We start from the raw sequence: 17,352 nt of genomic DNA on the forward strand, positions 1-17,352 counted from the left end.
CCGTTTCAATAACATCACCATTGCCGAACCCGCATTTCTCTGCTTGGCTTGTTTCGATGTAATCGAAACAACGGACTGTTGCTGTGTCGAAATCTCTAAGCCTGCGCTGGCTGGAAGTGTTTCAGCTGATCGCCAAGTCAGGGTCGATCCAACAGGTCGCGTCGGAAACCGGCCTTTCCATCAGTACGGTCTCAAACCACCTGCGCAGTCTTGAACGTGCGCTTGGCATCGAACTGGTAGATCATGGCCGCCGCCCGATGGGGCTGACCCCGGCCGGAGAGGTCTTCGCGCGCTATGTCCGCGATGGTCTGACGGTATTGAAACGGGGTGAGGCCGAAATCCGCACGGGCAACTGGCGTCACGCGACTGATTTGAGGCTGGCCCTGATCGACGACTTCGACAACCAGATCGCGCCTGATCTGTTTCGGTTTCTGGCCCAAGCGCTGCCGCGCTGCAATTTTCGCCACTACACCCGCCCCAGCCACGAGATTATCGCCAAACTTCAAGAACATAAGTTGGACGCAGGCGTCGCCACACGACCGTCAGAGCGCACAGAGGGGTTGATTGAATACCCGCTGATGCGCGACCCGTTCATTGTCATCCTGCCAAACAGTTTTGAAGGTCAGCCCGAAGAACTATTCGAGCCAGATGCGAGCCTTCCGCTGTTGAGGTACTCGCGGGACTACATGATTGGTAAACAGATCGAAATTCAGTTGACCCGAAGCAAATACAATCTGCCAAACCGGTTCGAGTTGGAGTGCAACCAGTCGATCATTGGACTGGTGGCCGAGGGCGCGGGATGGGCGATCACCACTGCAGCGTGTTTCCACCGTGCACAGCGGTTTCACGACAGCGTCAAAGCAATGCCGTTTCCCGGCCGGAACTTTGTGCGGACCGTATCGTTATTCACCACCGAGGTCTATCCCGAAACGACATCGGCTTTGATCCAAAAGGTTATGGAAAAGCTGATACGGCAACACTTCACCGAGCCTATGTGCAAAAAACACATCTGGCTGAAAAACGAATTCAGGACGATGGAAGCCGAGGCCGCTTAAATACCGCCCGGCGGCCCAAGCGACTGGCCGTCGATGATACTGGTCGCCAGTTGTTCACCCTGGCCTGTGATTTGTTTTTCGACCATCTCTACCAGTTGCAGAGCGGCCTTGCGACCCATCTCGCGGTGCGGGACATGTACGGTTGTCAGGGCGGGGCTTACAATGCGGGCCAGTTCGATGTCGTCAAAACCAGTGATCGAGACATCTTTGGGAACGTGTAGCCCGATGTCCTGAGCCCGCCGCAGCGCGCCGACCGCCAAAACGTCGTTGCCGCAAAGGATCGCCGTCGGGCGCGTGGCTTGGCTCATCAACTCGGAAAACGCAGCGGCGCCGTTCTCAATCTCGTAAGGCGTTTCGATGATTGTCAGATGCTCAGTGTGCAATCCGTTCTTCCGTGCGGCGTCCTTCACGCCTTCGATCCGCAGGCGCGCGCGATCATTGCCTGCGCTGATGCCGGAAATCACCCCGATTTGGGTATGACCCATAGCAATCACACGGCTTGCCAACGCGTTCATCGCCGCACGGTTGTCAAACCCGATCGAGGGGACCGGCGCATCAGGCGCAAAAGACCACGCGGCCAAAGTTGGGATTTTTCGACGGTCCAAAAACTCATAAATCTTTGGGTCGCGGTCATGGCCAATCAGCAAAAGCCCATCCGCGCCCCGTGCCGCCAGCGTCCTGATCTGTTCTTCTTCGATGTCGGGTTTGTAGGCCGAGCTTGACACCAAAAGGGTATATCCGTGCTGGTGCAGCTCTTCCTGGAAGGCTTGCAACCCGCGCGCGAAAATCGCGTTTTCCATTGTCGGAATGATCGCGCCGATGGTGAAGGTGCGCTTGGCGGCCATTACCCGTGCAGCAAAGTTCGGCGTGTAACCCAAGGCATCAACGGCCGATTGGACACGTTCCCGCGTCGCCTTGACGACACGGTCAGGGTTGTTGAGGCAGCGCGAGACAGTCGCCGTCGAAACGCCTGCCATCTTAGCCACATCATCCAGCGTTGGTGCTGCCCCCAGTTTCGACATTCTCAAATCCGCAATTCACTTTTGCCAATAAGTCTAATCTCAACCGACCTTCAAGGAAAGCAGATATGTAAGCGCTTGCATTTTTGATGTAAGCGCTTACAAATGGCTTTGGGCCGAATCCTAAGGGAGTCCGGAAAAGTGTTTCTGACCGCATCCATCATCGTGTTTGTCATCTACTTTGCGAACGTGGCTTTGGGTGCCTTTGCAGACAGCGCATTTCTTGGGGACGTGGGTGAGATGTTGGTCCTGTTCGCGGCGTCGATCCTGTTCGTTGTCGCAATTCTGAAAAAGGAGGCTGACCGCAACGCAGAAGGCGACAGCTGAATTTTTTGCTTGGGAGGGCAATAGATGAACAACGACAGAAACGAGCTTGCGTCGGAAGAGCGTCGCAATTTCCTAAAACTCAGCGCAAGCGGCGCGTTTACCGCGGCCTTGGTTGCAGGTGCAGGTGGGGTTCTTTGGTCGTCAGAGGCCGCAGCGCAGACTGCCAAGGAAGAACGCGAGCGTGAGCAGGCGGCAGAGCATGTGATGACCGTTGCCACAGCCTATGTGCTGGGCGCATCGCGCAGCTATCCGATCATGCAGTTGGACCTGAAGGAAAACATCCAGAACGCCACGAACGGCAAGGTCTATGTCAAACTGGCCCCAGGCGGACAGTTGGGTGCGGGTGGATCGCTGGTGCAGAAAGTGCAGGGCGGCACCATTCAGGCCGCACAGCATTCGTTGTCGAACTTTGCGCCCTTCGCCTCGACCGTTGATCTGATCAACATGCCGTATCTGTGCGGCTCGAACCAGAAATTCACCAATCTTGTGAATTCGGACACCTGGAAGAACGAAGTCCATCCCAAGGTCGAGGCCGCCGGGTTCAAGGCGTTGTTCTACGTTGTGATCGACCCGCGCGTTGTTGCTGTGCGGCAGGGCGGGAACGCCGTTATCACTCCGGGCGACATGAGCGGTATCAAGTTCCGTGTGCCGGGGTCCAAGATGTTGCAGCAATACTATCGCATGGTCGGCGCAAACCCGACGCCTGTCGCTTGGGGTGAGACCCCCTCGGCCATCAAGCAGGGCGTCGCGGATGCGCTTGATCCATCCGTGGGCGCGCTGTTCGTCTTTGGCTTTAAGGACATCCTCAGCCATGTGACCTTTACGCAGGCGGTGCCGGACAGTCAGGTCTATTCCTGTAATCTTGAGTGGTTCAACTCGATGCCGGCAGACGTGCAGGAGGGTATTATGTGGGCGTCCGAAATGACGAGCCATCAGAACCTTGCCAAAGTGCCCTCGGCCCGCGCCTATGCAATGGCTGAACTGAACAAGGCGGGCGTAGAGTTCCATTCGCTCAGCTCTGACCAGTTGGCAGAATGGGAAAGCGTCGGCGGATACCAGAACGCCGATTGGGATCCGTTCAAGACGGAACTCGCCGGGTCGATGGACGCCTTCGAAAAGCTGGTCGAGGCTGCAGGGACGCAGGGCAAGTACTTCGTCCACGACGCCTGATCGACCATCACACCTTCAAGCAGTCAGGCCGGTAAACGCCCGGACCAGAAGGCGCACGCCTGACTGCCTGCACGCCGAGGGAACCGATGACCTTACTTCAAAACATAGACCGCAACGCCGAGCGCTGGCTGCTGCTGGTGTTCTACGTGATGCTGGTCATCACCATGGCCATCGAGGTTCTTCGACGCGAGATATTCGCGTACTCGTCGATCTGGGGTGAAGAGATCGTCCGCTATTCCTTTATCTACCTTGCGTGGATCGGCGCGGCGGCGGCGGTGAAGGAACGCGCCCATATTCGCATCGACGTGATCATGCACTACCTCGGGCCGCGTCCCAAGGCGCTGCTGTATATCTTCGGCGATCTGGTGATGTTCGGCGTGGCCATCATTGCGCTCTATTGGTCGTATGAGGCGGTGCATGTCTCGGCCAAGTTTGGCTCGGTGACGGATGGGCTGCGGGTCTCAAAGGTTTGGTTCCTGATGGCCGTGCCCACCGGTTTTGCGCTGATGATCTGGCGCTTGATCCAGTCGCTGATACGCGACCTGAAATGCCTGAGGGACGGCAAGCCCGTCTTTGAAGGCGACAAGCTGTTTGACTGAGGGGACACGCGATGCTCTGGGGTTCCCTCAATCAAACCGTTGAACTGGGCTGGGATTTCTACCTGCCGGTTATCCTGTTCGTTGGCCTGATCGCGCTGGCCGTGCCTGTGTGGGCGGCCATCGGCACAGCGGCGATTGTGATGCTGATCATGTCGGGCGACCTGCCGCTCAGCCTTGTGGGTGAAAGCCTGTTCACTGGCATTGACGCCTTTGCCCTGACAGCCGTCCCGCTGTTCATCCTGACGGGCGACGTGCTGGTCCGCACCGGGCTGTCGCGCAAGTTTCTGGACGTGGCCGAGGCGCTGACTTGTTTCGCCAAGGGCGGGTTCGGGTCAGCCACCGTTCTGGTCTGCGGCATGTTCGCCGCGATCTCGGGGTCCGATGCAGCCGGGGCTGCTGCCGTGGGGCGCATGACGATCAACCGTCTGGTCGAAAGCGGCTATCCACGCCCCTATGCCTGTGCGCTGGTGGCTGCCGGGGCGTGTACCGGCATCCTGATCCCCCCTTCGATTGCCTATATCATCATTGGTCTGGTGCTGGGTATTTCGGCGTCCACGCTTTTTCTGGCCGCGTTGATCCCCGGACTGGCCATTCTGATCTCGATCCTTGTGACCAACATCATCATGAACCGCATCTACGCCTATGAGGGCGGCGGCATGATGACCATGGGCGAGTGGCTGGCCAATCTGGGCAAGGCGCTGAAGTCCGGTTGGTATGCGTTCATCGTGCCGGGGATCATCTTCTACGGCATCTTCTCGGGCCGCCTGACCCCCACCGAGGCCGGTGCGACCGCCGTTGTCGTCACCATCATCATGGGCTTCATCCTGCGCACGCTGACGCTGGCCGACTTTCCGTCAATGCTGGTCAGTTCCGCTAAGGTGAACGGGGTGATCCTGCCGATCATCGCTTTTTCCGCGCCCTTGGCCGAGGCGCTGGCGATCATGGGTGTGCCGCAGGGGTTCGTGACCGCCGTGACCTCTCTGACCGATGACCCATATCTGCTGATCCTGCTGATGATCGGTATCCTGATCGCCGCAGGCTGCGTCATGGAAACGACGCCCAACATTGTGATCCTTGCGCCGATCCTGAAACCCTTGGCAGACAATATCGGCATGAACGAGATCCAGTTCTGCATCATGATGATCACTGCGCTGGGCGTCGGGTTCATTACGCCTCCGCTGGGGCTGAACCTATTCGTGGTTTCGGGGATTACCGGTGAGTCGATCCTCAAGATCGCGGCCCGCGCCGTTCCGTTTGTTTTGACAATGCTGATTGTGGTTATTTTGATCGCCTATGTCCCGGCGGTTTCGACCACGTTGCTTCCTGAAATCTACCAATAGGGTATTTTGACCATGCCGCGCGAGTATTTGAAAAAAGCGACGCTAACCCCTCAGTCTCATGCAACCGAGGTGCATGACACGGTGAAGACAATCCTTGCCGATATCGAAACGGGCGGCGACGCCAAAGCAATGGAATACGCGGCCAAGTTCGACAAGTTTGAGGGCAACGTGCTGATGACACAGGCCGAGATTGATGCGGCCATCGCGCGCGTGCCTGAAAAGCTGAAAGCCGATATCCGGTTTGCCCATGACAACGTGCGTCGCTTTGCCGAAGCTCAGAAAGCGACCGTGTCCGATGTCGAGGTCGAGATCGTGCCCGGCGTTGTCGCCGGCCAAAAGGCAATCCCGGTGGATGCGGCGGGTTGCTACGTGCCTGGCGGACGGTATAGCCACATCGCCAGTGCGATCATGACGGTGACCACGGCAAAAGTGGCCGGATGCCGTCATATCACCGCCTGTTCTCCTCCAAAGCCCGGAGAAGGCGTTGCCCCAGCCATCGTGTATGCGGCTCATATCTGCGGGGCCGACAGCATTCTGGCCATGGGCGGCGTACAGGGCGTGGCCGCGATGACCTATGGCCTGTTCGGTCTGCCGCGCGCGAATATCCTTGTGGGTCCGGGCAACCAGTTCGTGGCCGAGGCCAAGCGTATTCTCTATGGCAAGGTCGGTATCGACATGATCGCAGGCCCGACCGACAGCCTGATCCTTGCGGATAAATCCGCCGACGCGCATGTGGTGGCTACCGATTTAGTCAGTCAGGCCGAACATGGGTACAACTCACCCGTCTGGCTGGTGACGGATGATCGGACACTGGCGCAAAAGGTGATGGAACTGGTTCCAACCCTGATCGCAGACCTGCCCGAATTGAACCGCGAAAACGCCTCTGCCGCGTGGCGGGACTATGCCGAAGTAATCGTCTGCTCGGATCGTGAGGAAATGGCAGCCTGTTCCGACGCATACGCGCCCGAGCATCTGACCGTTCAGGCTGAAGACCTGGGTTGGTGGCTGGACCGGCTGACCTGCTATGGCTCTTTGTTTCTGGGCGAAGAAACCACGGTGTCTTATGGCGATAAGGCAACGGGCACGAACCACGTGCTGCCGACCTCAGGCGCGGCCAGCTATACTGGGGGTTTGAGCGTCCATAAATACATGAAGATCGTCACGTGGCAGCGCGCAACGCGGGAAGGGTCCAAGCCTATTGCCGTCGCAACAGCCCGCATTTCCCGGCTGGAAGGGATGGAGGGGCATGCGCGTGCCGCAGACGTGCGTCTGGCCAAGTATTTCCCTGACGAACAGTTTGACCTGACCGCAGATGGATGACCCGCGCGCGCTATTTGACCTGACGGGCAGGGTTGCCTGTGTGACGGGGGCAAGCTCCGGCCTTGGGCGGCAGGTGGCCAAGGTTCTGGCGGCCGCTGGTGCGCGCGTTGTGGGTGTTGCGCGCCGGCCCGAGGCGTTGGCGGGGCTGACTGAGGAGATCGGCGCAAACTCCGATGCCGTCGTCGCGGACATATCAGACAGATCGTGCGTTGATGCGTTGACGCGGGACGTCTCGGCCAAGTTTGGCGCGCCGGATATCCTTGTCCACGCGGCCGGTCTGAACACCCGAGAGGCAGCCGATGACGTATCCCCCGAAGGGTGGGATCAAACGCTGGCCGTGAACCTTAGCGCGCCGTTTTTCCTGAGCCAGTCTATGGTTCCCGAGATGAAGAAAAAGGGGTGGGGCCGCATCGTGAATTTCGCTTCGCTCCAGACCACACGCGCCTTTCCGGGTGGGGTCGCTTATGGCGCGACGAAGGCTGGGATCGGCCAGCTAACCCGAGCAATGGCCGAGGCATGGTCGCCTTTCGGTATCACGGCCAATGCCATCGGTCCGGGGTTTTTTCCGACCGAACTGACGCGGGCTGTCTTTGACGATCCAGAGCGCGCGGAACGCAATGCGGCCCAGACCTGTATTCGACGCAATGGAGAAATGGCGGACATCGACGGCCCGATCCTGTTTCTGTGCTCACGCGCGTCGGATTACGTGACCGGGCAGGTGCTGATGGTTGACGGAGGGTTCACCGCAAAATGAAGGCTTTGGTCTATGAAGGTGTCGAACACGTGGCCTATCGGGATGTCCCGGATGCCAAGCCCAATCCGGGCGAGCACCTCATCCGGGTCGAAGCGGTAGGGATCTGCGGGTCCGACATGCACGCCTATCTGGGCCATGATGCGCGCCGACCCGCGCCGTTGATCCTTGGTCATGAGGCGGCGGGTGTTGTCACGGGTGGCCCTCGTGATGGTGCGCGGGTCACCATAAACCCACTGGTTGCCTGTGGGCGCTGCGATGCTTGCAATACGGGGCGTGAAAATCTGTGCCCGGACCGTCAGATCATCTCAATGCCGCCGCGCGAAGGGGCCTTTGCCCAGTTCGTCGCGATGCCAGACAGAAATCTGGTCGAGGTGCCGCAGCATGTCAGCCTCGCGCAGGCTGCATTGGCTGAACCGCTGGCCGTGGGGTGGCATGCGGCGCGCCTGGGGCTTGAGGCATTACATTCGTCTATGGAGCGTCGCGCGCTGGTTTTGGGCGGGGGTGCCATCGGGGTTGCCGCTGCGCTGGCCCTGTCCGCGATGGGGGTCAAAGAGGTGCGGATTGTCGAGCCCAACACGTTGCGACGCGCCTATCTGCAAGATGCGATCCCATTCGAGGTCGTCGCTGAAACCGCCGATATGTTTCCGCTGATCATTGACGCGGTCGGGTTTGCCGCGACCCGCGCGACGGCCTCCGCTTTGGCGCAGCCGGGCGGGGTGATCGCCCATGCAGGTTTGGGAGAGGATAGCGGCGGGCTGGATGTGCGTCGTATGACCTTGCAGGAAATCACGTTTTTCGGCACCTATACATATACGGCTGAGGATTTCCGAGAAACCGCACAGGCCATATTTGATGGCCGTCTGGGTGCGCTTGACTGGGTCGAAGCGCGCGCGTTGTCTAAGGGGGCACGCGCATTCCAGGATCTGCGGCAGGGTGCGGTAGCCGCGCCCAAGATCATCCTCGCGCCATGGGAATAGGAGGCTTTTATGTACAAGAAAATTCTCGTGCCGATGGCGCTGGATCATGGGTTGTCACCGCACACATTGCAGGTCGCGCGTGCCTTGTCTGCCGAAGACAGCGAGATCATAGCCCTGCATGTCTATGAAATGCCGCAAGGGTCGGTCAGCGCATATCTGGACAAGGACGTGGTCGCCGAAGGGTTTCGCGCGGCCCGCAACCTGCTGCGCGACAAGGTGTCGGGCGTGGACGGGATAAAGTGCGACATCGTCAAGGGGCACACTGCGCGAACCATTATCGACTATGCCAATGACAACGACGTTGAATGCATCGTCATAGGGTCGCACAAACCCGGCCTCAGCGACTATTTCTTAGGATCGACCGCGTCGCGTGTCGTCCGTCACGCAGCCTGCGCCGTGCATGTGCACCGCAGGCCGTAATTCGTCAATCGCGCCTTTGCGCCCCAATCAGGACTGACAGACCGGACATGAACATAGACAAAAAGATCACGGATGATCTGATGGCCAACGATATCTCGTTCGTCACCACCGTCCCGTGCAAGCAACTTGCGGGCGTCATTGCCGAGATTGATGAGCGCGAAGGCATCTACCACATCCCCTCCAACAAAGAGGATGAGGGGATGGGCCTGTGCGCTGGTGCATGGATGGGCGGGAAGCGCCCGGCCATCATCATGCAGAACACGGCAATCGGCGTGACGATCAACACGCTTGCGACGTTGATTCAGTATTACCGGATGCCTTTGCCCATGTTGATCTCGTACCGCGGGGAACTGCGCGAACCGATCGCCTGTCAGGTTGAAATGGCGGTGCACACCAAGGCGCTGCTTGCCCAGTTGAACATCCCGACCTACCACTTCCATCATCAGGCAGATGTCGAGGAACTGGACGCAATCCTGAAATACACATTCATGTGCAACAAACCGGTCGCCATTCTGACCGATGCCAACTTTTGGGGAGGCTACGGCGACCAATGATACGTTCAGAAATCCTTAAAGAAATCGCTCCGATCCTGCGGGATCAGCTTGTGGTCTGCAATATTGGCATCCCCAGTCAGGAGCTACACGCAATCGACGATCAGCCGACCAATTTCTACATGCTGGGAACGATGGGGCTGGCCTCATCCATCGGTTTGGGCTTGGCGCTTGCGCAACCTAAGCCGGTAATCGTCATCGACGGCGATGGGTCTGTTTTGACCAATCTTGGCACGCTGCCCACAATCGCAAACAACGAGGCTGACAATTACATCCTGCTGATTGTCGACAATGGATCATACGGATCGACCGGTGATCAGCCGACGTATGCCGGGCAGAAAACCTCGCTTGCTAAAATGGCTGAGGCGGCGGGCTGTGAACGGGTGATTGAATGTCAGGCAGAGGATACCGGCCGCGTGTTGCAAGAGGCACTGGACGCCAAGCAAATGACGATCATCGTTAGTAAGTGTGAAAGCGGTAACGCGAAAATGCCTCCGATTACGATGGATCCCGTCGTCATCCGGGATCGGTTCATGAAGGCGGTTCAGTCCTGAGCTGACCGTCGCAGTCTGCGCATATTCAATCCGCCGCCTTGTTATTGCGCAGGCGGCGGCTTTTTTGAGCACCCAACCCTTGGGCGAATTTGCATTGCCAGGGACACGCCTTTAAGCTGTTGGCAAAGTGGATAACTTATGTAAGCCGAGTGCAATTGGTAAAGTCAGGGCGGGAAAATCGTTGCTTCCCTACCGCGATCGCGGGCGGGGACAATCAACAGCCGGAACCGCTGCCGTTTTATCGCGGGACTGGATTTTGGAAAGTTGAATGATGATAGTTTCTTCTACAATCTCGGGTGTTGACCCGCGCGATATCATGAATGTCGTCGCTCAATACGGTTTTCGTAAAACGTCTATGGAAGAAATTGCGCGGGCTGTCGGGTTGTCGCGCCAGTCTATCTACAAGAAGTTCGGGTCCAAAGAGGCGTGCTATACTTGGGCGCTGAAGACCTACATGGAGAATTTGTACCGCGATGTCTTCTCGGATTTGGAAAAGGCGGATGGAGCACCGCTAGAGGTTCTGGAAAAGGTTCTGCTGTACGTCGTGGGTGACTCGCTGGAATTGTCCAGAACACACCACGGGGCCGAACTGCTGGAGAATGCGCTGGACGTGGCCGCCGCGCAGCCGGAAAACTGGCCAGAGGCATATTTGGCCAAGGTGGGTGAGTTCCTGCTGCGTCAAGACCTGGCTTCATCCCCTGAACGTGCGCAGGACCTGTCTTACCTTCTGATTACTGCGGCCCGTGGCGCGATGGTTGTTGCGCAGACAAAGGAAGACTTTGCGGCAGATATCCGTCGGTTGCTCAAGGCAATGTTTCCAGAGGATTAAAAGCGCGGCGTTGCGTCGTTTTGGTCGCGACATGGATCAGTAACGCGTGGTTGTTGGCTTTCGTATCATCGAGTTGGGAAATCCGAGCCTGACGACCGTGCGATGCGGAACAGTCCGCCAAGGTCCGTACATTTGTTGACTTTGCTGCCAGCCGTCCAAGGGCCGGCTGACATCTTGTCTGACGTCCACTGGTGGTTGGTTTGGCGCAAATCCCACCATGTGATATGACGTAAGGTAAAGCATATTTCGCGCTGCTATTTTCATAACTGCATCACAAGGGGAAAGACCATGAGATTCAGTCGTTTAGTGCAAGGCATCTTGCTTGGCTCTGGCCTGATATTGATCGGAATGTCATCGACACAGGCGCAGAACCGCGAGGAAAGTCAGGGAATGGTGCTGCTGCGTGGATTGCCGACACTGGACACGAAACACAGCGTGGCAATTGTTGAACTGGACCCGGAGTCTGACCGTTTCGGAGAAATCCTGAGTGAAGTGGAACAGCCCGACATCGAACACCCTCTGCACCATTTGTATTATAGTCCCAATGGCAGGCTGTATTCGACCGGGCTGGATCCGTCTTGCAGTCTGGCCGAGATCGGGTTGTCACGTGATTCAAACGGAGCACCCGTGATCTCTGGGTTCACCTGTCTGGATACCCAAGGACAGATGGTGGGGGAAGACATCATGTGGACGACCTCCAACGGGCAGGAATACATGTTCGTCACGTTCATGGGCGGTACTGGTGGCGATGACGGTGGATCAGTGGGCGTGTTCGACCCGCAGACAAACGAAGTCGTCAAAATCATTGAAGCACGCAAAAGCCAGGTGGGTGAGGGTGAGCCTTATATCATGTATCCGCACGGGATTTCAGCCTTTGAGGACCGCATGGTCGTAACCTCAACCGTGCACCCGGATCTGGCAACCGGTGTTGGCAATGTTCTGACAATCATCGACCTGAACACTCTTGAACCCATTGAGAATATTCTGGTCGAAAAAGAAAAGCCGTTGGATTTTCCGTCCTCGCCGGTCGAGGTTCTGTTTGCGCGCCCCGGCATGCACCCGGAAATCCAGCCAGCAATCCTTGCAAACACGATGTTCGGGTTTGAAACTTGGAAAGTGCCTTATGACGCCGGCTCCAAAACGTTTGGCGCGCCCGAAGTCATCTATAGCGGCGTAGCAAATGATACGGCAGTCCCGCTGGAGTTTTACGGCACCGAAGATGAGCTGTTCATCTCTCATGCGCTGCCCGGGGTCGTAAAGCGTTACGAATTGGCCGCCTTGCCGGAACTGGTATCCAGCGGCCCGGATATCGTCGCCGATCCGGGGGCGCATCATATGATCTTTTTTACCTCGGCCTCGGGGCGGGAACTGATCGCGATCCAGAACAATCTGCTCAATCTGGGGAACGGGGCCGAAGACGACCCGACTGATGTGGATTTCATAGCGGACCTGAACGCGCATACCATCTCGGTTCATGACCTTGAAACCGGCGAACGTATCGCAACCGTCAACTTCAAAGAGCGTTACAACAAGGGTGTGGACAACGTCGAAGGGTTGTTCGGTTCGGGTTTCGTACATCATCACTAGCAACCTGAGGGCACCATGCATCGGGTAATTCTCGCCATGACCATCACCGCCGTTCTGGTGGTGGCGGGGTGGTTGATCTGGGATCGTGTCCGCGCTCCGTCCCCGACGCCGATCGCGAATTTCGCGGCCCCTTTTGTATTTGGGCGTTTTGCCGTTCCACCGGACAACCCCCTGACGGAAGAAGGGTTCGCCCTTGGCAGGCATCTATTTTATGATCCCGTGCTATCTGGCAATAACGAGGTGTCCTGCGCGTCCTGCCATGTGCAGGCGTTGGCCTTTACGGATGGGCGCGCCAGATCACCAGCCCTTTCCGGCGGCGAGCTGGACTTTAGCTCAATGAGTCTGGCGAACCTTTTATGGGGGCAGGAACGGTTCTTTTGGGACGGCCGCGCCGCCTCGCTGGAGGAACAGGCGTTGATGCCGATTCAGCACCCCGACGAGATGGGCCAGGACATTAGAGAGCTGATTGAGGAGCTGTCTGCCTCGGGCAAGTACCGCAGGATGTTTCGTGATGCATATGGGGACGTCAGCGCAGACAATATCGCGCGGGCCTTGTCGAGCTTCATGCGGATGTTGATTTCGTCCGACTCCAAGTACGACAAATACTTGCGTGGCGAGGTACGCTTGACCGCTCAGGAGGAACATGGGCGCAAACTTTTCATGGCGCACCCGGACACGAAGGTCTCGTTGCGGGGTGGAAACTGTATCGATTGTCACAGCCAGTTCTTGACCTCGGGCTTTCGTGACGCGTTCGACGGGTTCTCGAATAACGGGCTGGACCCGGATCACGCGCTTGCGCCGGGACTGATGGCAGTCACGGGCAACTCTGCCCACAAGGGGTTTTTCAAGGTTCCAACGCTGCGAAACATTGCTGTGACCGCTCCTTACATGCACGACGGGCGATTTGCGACGCTGGAGGAGGTCATGGCTCATTACAATGACGGGATCGTGGTCAGCGATACGTTAAGCCCATTGATCCTTGAGGCCGACAATGCGCCGGATAGGGCATTGGGCTCCGTCGGGCTGCGCATGACACCCGAGGAGATAGACGCGATCATCGCATTTCTGAACACACTGACCGACACTGCGTTTCTGGAAAATCCGCTGTTTTCCGACCCGCTCGCAGGAGACACCTGATGGAACGATCCAACGTCATGACTGGTCTTGCCTTTGTTTTGGTTCTGGTAATCGGAGCTTGGTTCGTTCTGGCCTCCAAAGCTCAGCGAGAGACAGACGTGACTTTGTCCTTCCATGCCCGAATGGGAGATGATCCGTTGGTGTATGACGAGTTCATCTACGAAAACCCAGGTGGATCAGGGGTGTTTCGAGTGCGTGACTTCCGGTTTTTCGCCAGCAATCTGACATTGGTTCAGGGCGAGAAAACCTATGCGGAACCGGACAGTTATCATCTGCTGAGATTTGATAATCCCGAAACAACCCATACGATCGAGTTGCCCAAGGTTCCGTTGCGCTCGGTCGAGGAGGTGCGGTTTCTAATCGGCGTAGACCCCGAGGCCAATGGCTCGATCGAAGCACGCGGAGAACTGGACCCGAACAGCCAGATGGCCTGGAACTGGGAGGTGGGATACAAGTTTGTTGTCTTTGAGGGTGCGCTCCGGGTCGGAGAGGCCGTGTCCCCGCTGGTATATCATGTGGGTTTTTCTGAAAATGCGCGGGAAGTGTCGATCGCTTTGCCGCCCGAGCTTTCGTCTGAGACCACGATACACCTGAACGTGGACCTATCGAAATTGTTCGACGGCGCGTCGCAGATCGACATGCAAGTGCTGCCTTCGGTCAAATTCAATCGCACCGATGCCAGCCTGCTGGCCGAAAACTATGCGGATATGATTGCACCGGAATCCTCGAACGCGGAATGACAGGCGCGCTGAACGAGAACGGTTGGGGAAACAAAGTCAAAATTCCGCCCTGATTTTGTCAGATCAAATGCAAATTCGGGCTCCAGAAAGGTCAAGTCAGTTGGCATAGGAGCCCCAGTGAACCGCATCGTCAAACATATCGACCGGGAAAAGCGCAGGCTCTATTCAATCGCATTTTTGGCGTTTTCCGCAGGTTTTGTGCTGTATTCGCATGTTGACGTCACGCGCATGGGGCTGCCGCTTCCTGTACTTGTGGGATTTGTCTACATGGGATTGGTCGTGTGTGCATCGGCGATCACTTCCTATTTTCTTCCCAAGCTGACCCGAGTAACGGATGCCGTGGCCGTGACCCGTTTGGGTTTTGCCTTGTGGATTTCCAGCACGCAAAGCTACGAGATTGCGGCCTCTCCGGTGATTGGGGCCACCGTTGTTGTGGGTGGGGCGGTGGTCCTTTTGCAAGTGCGCACATGGGTGGAGCAGGCACATCAGAACATGTCTGTCTCAAGGCCGCAGCAATGGTTCGCAGGTGCCACCCCGCAGCGCATCAAGGTACCTCTAACCTGAGCCGTATCCCTTGCGAGAAACGCAGCCGGACGCTGGCGGAACACCACATGAGACCGCTTCTCATCGCACTCGCCAAACTTAAAATCGGTAGGTTGCACCAAACAGTGGGCCGGATTGTTCAAACTTGAAGTCGCCTCCGTTAATCTCGTGGTCAAACGAGATGTAACGGTATCCGCCCCTTAGCAGCCACCTGTCGTTGATGGCGTAGTCCGCGGTCAGAAGAACTTGCCATGTTTCGCTGTCATTCGTGAAACCGCCATAGTCGAAAAAGCCCGTCCCGGACCATCTGTCGTTGAAATCAACGCGGGCTCTAACCCCGATCACGGGGTCGGTCCAGCTCTCGTCGATGTTGACCATGCGGCCCGGTGCAGTTCCCGGCAGAACCGTAAAATCTGTCTGAGTGCGGAACCATCTGAACCCTCCGGCGACATCAACCGTTGACGTGTCCGTGGTCAGGACCCGGTAGCCCACAAATCCGCTTAGAAATTGAGTGGTAAGAGATGTTTCCACGCCAGAGCTGGCCGGGCCGGGGGTGGTGTTGCTCAACGAGAGGTCGGTATAGTTGTAATCCGCCAGTAACGACCACCGCCCGTTTGTCGCGGCAAACGTCCCCATAAAGGCAAGGTCAAGGTTTTCAAGCGCGTCTGCGAAGGACAGCGTTCCCTCTACCTTGCCATTGGGTGTTTCCTGCGAGACTTTGGTTTCAGGAGTAAACAGGTAAATCGTTGCCTGATAAGACCAGTCAGACTGCTGCGCGGAAACAGAGGTTGGCAGCGCCACGGCTAACGCCAGTTTCAATGCTGTTTTTCTTAGCCTTTCGGTTGTTCTCATTGGTCCCTCCCAAGATCGCAAAGCGTTGTACTGTAAGGTTAGGCGGCCGCCTCACTGTTATTCGATCCAAGTGCCGAGCGGTTGATGTCGGTGTCTGGAAAGAACTCGGACCAGACGTGCCAGAAAACACCAGCGCGCAGCGTTTCGACCCGTTTCAGCTTGCCCTGATCCGACATGCCCCAAAAGTCGCAGCGAGTCACAGGCTTGCCGCTGTCATTGTACCACACGCCAAGGCTTTCGTATTTGGGGTCCAGGCTGACGACAACATCGCGTCCACCGACACTTGCGTTGACGACCCAGTTATTCTCGACGACGAAGTCGTCCGTCCAGCAGGCGGCGTCGTTGCCAATCGTGATCCCCCAAACGTAGGTCTTGTTGGGCAGACGGTTGTCAGACCGTTCCATATTATCCATGACCGGGGCGTCTTCTTGATGCTGGCGACTGATCCCCCAGCCAAAGGTGATCTCGGTCACCATGTCCAGTAGGCGCAGAACGGGATTTGGTGAGGGCTTGTTCAGAAAGACTTCGCCTTCGGGAAAGGCTTTCTGAAAGCCACGGAAGGTCATGCGGTAGGTCGGCCAGGGGGTCATCTGCGCTTCAGGCCGAAGGGGGCATGCCAGCCCGTCCGCATTTGGGTCAAGGTCTGCCTCGCGAAATCCATAGATATGCTGTATCGGCTCGCCGGTTTCATTGTCGCGCAGGATCAGGTTGTTCCCATGTTGTGCCAGAACCTCCAGATCCAGTCGTTTGCCCTCGATCCGAGGAGCGTAGCCCTGCCCGAGATTTGCCATCGCGCAGTAGGTCATCACGATGTCCTCACCACCCAATCCATTCACGTCGCCAGCTAGATGAGGCCGCATGATCTGTGCGTCCGGGTGCGCACGCGCATGCCCGTTGTTTTCAATCACGATAACAGGCGCTGACGGGCCGACGTATTTTCGAGCTTCGGAAATGGGAAAGAACGCGGCGTCGTTGAGTTGGTTTCGCAGCCCCAGATGCACCCAGACATAGGGAAAACCATAAAGGAAAATCACGAGTAGCGCCGAGATGACCCAAAGCCACAAAGGTCCACTGCCAAAGATAAAGTGAACAAGCGTCGCCACTGCAAAACCGCCCAACCCGACAGCAATCAGCCGGTATTCGTGGCGAATGAAGCGCACCATGTTTTTGCGCTTTACTTTTAATAGCATCTGCGAAACGTCGCCCAGATCACGGAAGTAGATGAACCCGATGCCAAGCGATACGATCAAGCTGAGTGCGAATATTATGTTTGCTGCCATAAGTGATCCCTGATGTTCTAAAAGTGCGACCGCCGCCGATGCTAGGCGAAAGGTTTCAGGCTATTGTTGTGACGAACTTTGCTTGGTGAGGAATGCCTCGACCGCTGTATCATCCCGGTCCCATTGCTGGGCGTGTCGGGTCTGAAGAACATAGAACTCTGCATCATGCTGGGTTGGCCCTTTCTGTGCATGGGCCTGCACACAAATCAGGCCCGCCGAAAAAAGCGGCCAAGCAATGCAATTTCATTCTGTTCCTCCCAAAGGTGAGATTGAAAGTCCTGTTTTCTGAATAACGTGC

At 57.1% G+C, this 17,352-nt stretch carries 19 protein-coding genes; 16 read left to right on the plus strand and 3 right to left on the minus strand.

The window, feature by feature from the left end; all coding sequences use genetic code 11:
* Positions 1 to 83 precede the first annotated feature (83 nt).
* On the plus strand, positions 84 to 1,055 hold the full coding sequence (locus tag ACR0KS_RS00635; protein ID WP_170385711.1) for a LysR family transcriptional regulator: 972 nt from the start codon (positions 84 to 86) through the stop codon (positions 1,053 to 1,055).
* Here the strand turns inward: ACR0KS_RS00635 and ACR0KS_RS00640 are convergent.
* Positions 1,052 to 2,077: a LacI family DNA-binding transcriptional regulator gene (locus tag ACR0KS_RS00640; protein ID WP_170567966.1), complete on the minus strand. Its 1,026-nt coding sequence runs from the start codon at positions 2,075 to 2,077 to the stop codon at positions 1,052 to 1,054. The genes ACR0KS_RS00635 and ACR0KS_RS00640 overlap by 4 nt on opposite strands.
* 138 nt (positions 2,078 to 2,215) lie before the next feature.
* Between ACR0KS_RS00640 and ACR0KS_RS00645 the strand changes: the two genes are divergently transcribed.
* The 15 genes from ACR0KS_RS00645 to ACR0KS_RS00715 all read left to right on the plus strand — a co-directional run bounded on the left by ACR0KS_RS00645 (position 2,216) and on the right by ACR0KS_RS00715 (position 14,943).
* Complete coding sequence (locus ACR0KS_RS00645; protein WP_170385718.1) at positions 2,216 to 2,401, plus strand: hypothetical protein; 186 nt, start codon at positions 2,216 to 2,218, stop codon at positions 2,399 to 2,401.
* 24 nt (positions 2,402 to 2,425) lie between these two features.
* Positions 2,426 to 3,571, plus strand: a complete 1,146-nt coding sequence (locus tag ACR0KS_RS00650) for a TRAP transporter substrate-binding protein (protein WP_170486305.1) — start codon at positions 2,426 to 2,428, stop codon at positions 3,569 to 3,571.
* A gap of 86 nt (positions 3,572 to 3,657) precedes the next feature.
* Positions 3,658 to 4,170 (plus strand): TRAP transporter small permease, encoded by a 513-nt coding sequence (locus ACR0KS_RS00655; RefSeq protein WP_170567967.1) that lies wholly within the window; start codon positions 3,658 to 3,660, stop codon positions 4,168 to 4,170.
* An 11-nt stretch (positions 4,171 to 4,181) separates the two neighbouring features.
* Positions 4,182 to 5,510 carry a TRAP transporter large permease gene (locus ACR0KS_RS00660; RefSeq protein ID WP_170411718.1) on the plus strand — a complete coding sequence of 443 codons (1,329 nt, stop codon included), beginning with the start codon at positions 4,182 to 4,184 and terminating at the stop codon, positions 5,508 to 5,510.
* A 12-nt stretch (positions 5,511 to 5,522) separates the two neighbouring features.
* Positions 5,523 to 6,830, plus strand: a complete 1,308-nt coding sequence (hisD, locus tag ACR0KS_RS00665) for a histidinol dehydrogenase (RefSeq protein ID WP_170567968.1) — start codon at positions 5,523 to 5,525, stop codon at positions 6,828 to 6,830.
* The gene (locus ACR0KS_RS00670; protein WP_170567969.1) at positions 6,823 to 7,584 is read left to right on the plus strand and encodes an SDR family oxidoreductase; all 762 of its coding nucleotides are present in this window, start codon (positions 6,823 to 6,825) and stop codon (positions 7,582 to 7,584) included. The genes hisD and ACR0KS_RS00670 overlap by 8 nt, the downstream gene beginning before the upstream one ends.
* Positions 7,581 to 8,561 carry an alcohol dehydrogenase catalytic domain-containing protein gene (locus tag ACR0KS_RS00675; RefSeq protein WP_170567970.1) on the plus strand — a complete coding sequence of 327 codons (981 nt, stop codon included), beginning with the start codon at positions 7,581 to 7,583 and terminating at the stop codon, positions 8,559 to 8,561. The genes ACR0KS_RS00670 and ACR0KS_RS00675 overlap by 4 nt, the downstream gene beginning before the upstream one ends.
* Positions 8,562 to 8,570: 9 nt before the next feature.
* Positions 8,571 to 8,981, plus strand: coding sequence for a universal stress protein (locus tag ACR0KS_RS00680; RefSeq protein ID WP_170486300.1), 411 nt, complete (start codon positions 8,571 to 8,573; stop codon positions 8,979 to 8,981).
* A gap of 47 nt (positions 8,982 to 9,028) precedes the next feature.
* Positions 9,029 to 9,535: a sulfopyruvate decarboxylase subunit alpha gene (comD, locus tag ACR0KS_RS00685; RefSeq protein WP_170385740.1), complete on the plus strand. Its 507-nt coding sequence runs from the start codon at positions 9,029 to 9,031 to the stop codon at positions 9,533 to 9,535.
* Positions 9,532 to 10,086, plus strand: coding sequence for a sulfopyruvate decarboxylase subunit beta (comE, locus tag ACR0KS_RS00690; RefSeq protein WP_170486299.1), 555 nt, complete (start codon positions 9,532 to 9,534; stop codon positions 10,084 to 10,086). The genes comD and comE overlap by 4 nt, the downstream gene beginning before the upstream one ends.
* Before the next feature lie 268 nt (positions 10,087 to 10,354).
* Complete coding sequence (locus ACR0KS_RS00695) at positions 10,355 to 10,915, plus strand: TetR/AcrR family transcriptional regulator (RefSeq protein ID WP_170567971.1); 561 nt, start codon at positions 10,355 to 10,357, stop codon at positions 10,913 to 10,915.
* A gap of 288 nt (positions 10,916 to 11,203) precedes the next feature.
* Complete coding sequence (locus ACR0KS_RS00700) at positions 11,204 to 12,502, plus strand: hypothetical protein (protein ID WP_170567972.1); 1,299 nt, start codon at positions 11,204 to 11,206, stop codon at positions 12,500 to 12,502.
* A gap of 15 nt (positions 12,503 to 12,517) precedes the next feature.
* A complete protein-coding gene (locus tag ACR0KS_RS00705) occupies positions 12,518 to 13,639 on the plus strand; it encodes a cytochrome c peroxidase (RefSeq protein WP_170567973.1) in 1,122 nt (373 codons plus the stop codon).
* Positions 13,639 to 14,379 carry an MbnP family protein gene (locus ACR0KS_RS00710; RefSeq protein WP_170567974.1) on the plus strand — a complete coding sequence of 247 codons (741 nt, stop codon included), beginning with the start codon at positions 13,639 to 13,641 and terminating at the stop codon, positions 14,377 to 14,379. Before ACR0KS_RS00705 ends, ACR0KS_RS00710 begins: the two co-directional genes overlap by 1 nt.
* Before the next feature lie 117 nt (positions 14,380 to 14,496).
* Entirely contained in the window at positions 14,497 to 14,943 is a 447-nt protein-coding gene (locus ACR0KS_RS00715) for a hypothetical protein (protein WP_170567975.1), read from the plus strand.
* A gap of 78 nt (positions 14,944 to 15,021) precedes the next feature.
* Here ACR0KS_RS00715 and ACR0KS_RS00720 read toward each other — a convergent pair whose 3' ends face one another.
* Together ACR0KS_RS00720 and ACR0KS_RS00725 are read right to left on the minus strand one after the other, a co-directional pair.
* Positions 15,022 to 15,774 carry an outer membrane beta-barrel protein gene (locus ACR0KS_RS00720; protein ID WP_170567976.1) on the minus strand — a complete coding sequence of 251 codons (753 nt, stop codon included), beginning with the start codon at positions 15,772 to 15,774 and terminating at the stop codon, positions 15,022 to 15,024.
* A 38-nt stretch (positions 15,775 to 15,812) separates the two neighbouring features.
* On the minus strand, positions 15,813 to 17,054 hold the full coding sequence (locus ACR0KS_RS00725; protein WP_170567977.1) for a DUF3179 domain-containing (seleno)protein: 1,242 nt from the start codon (positions 17,052 to 17,054) through the stop codon (positions 15,813 to 15,815).
* Between the last annotated feature and the right edge of the window lie 298 nt (positions 17,055 to 17,352).

The organism is Ruegeria sp. BC7 (genome assembly GCF_056539165.1).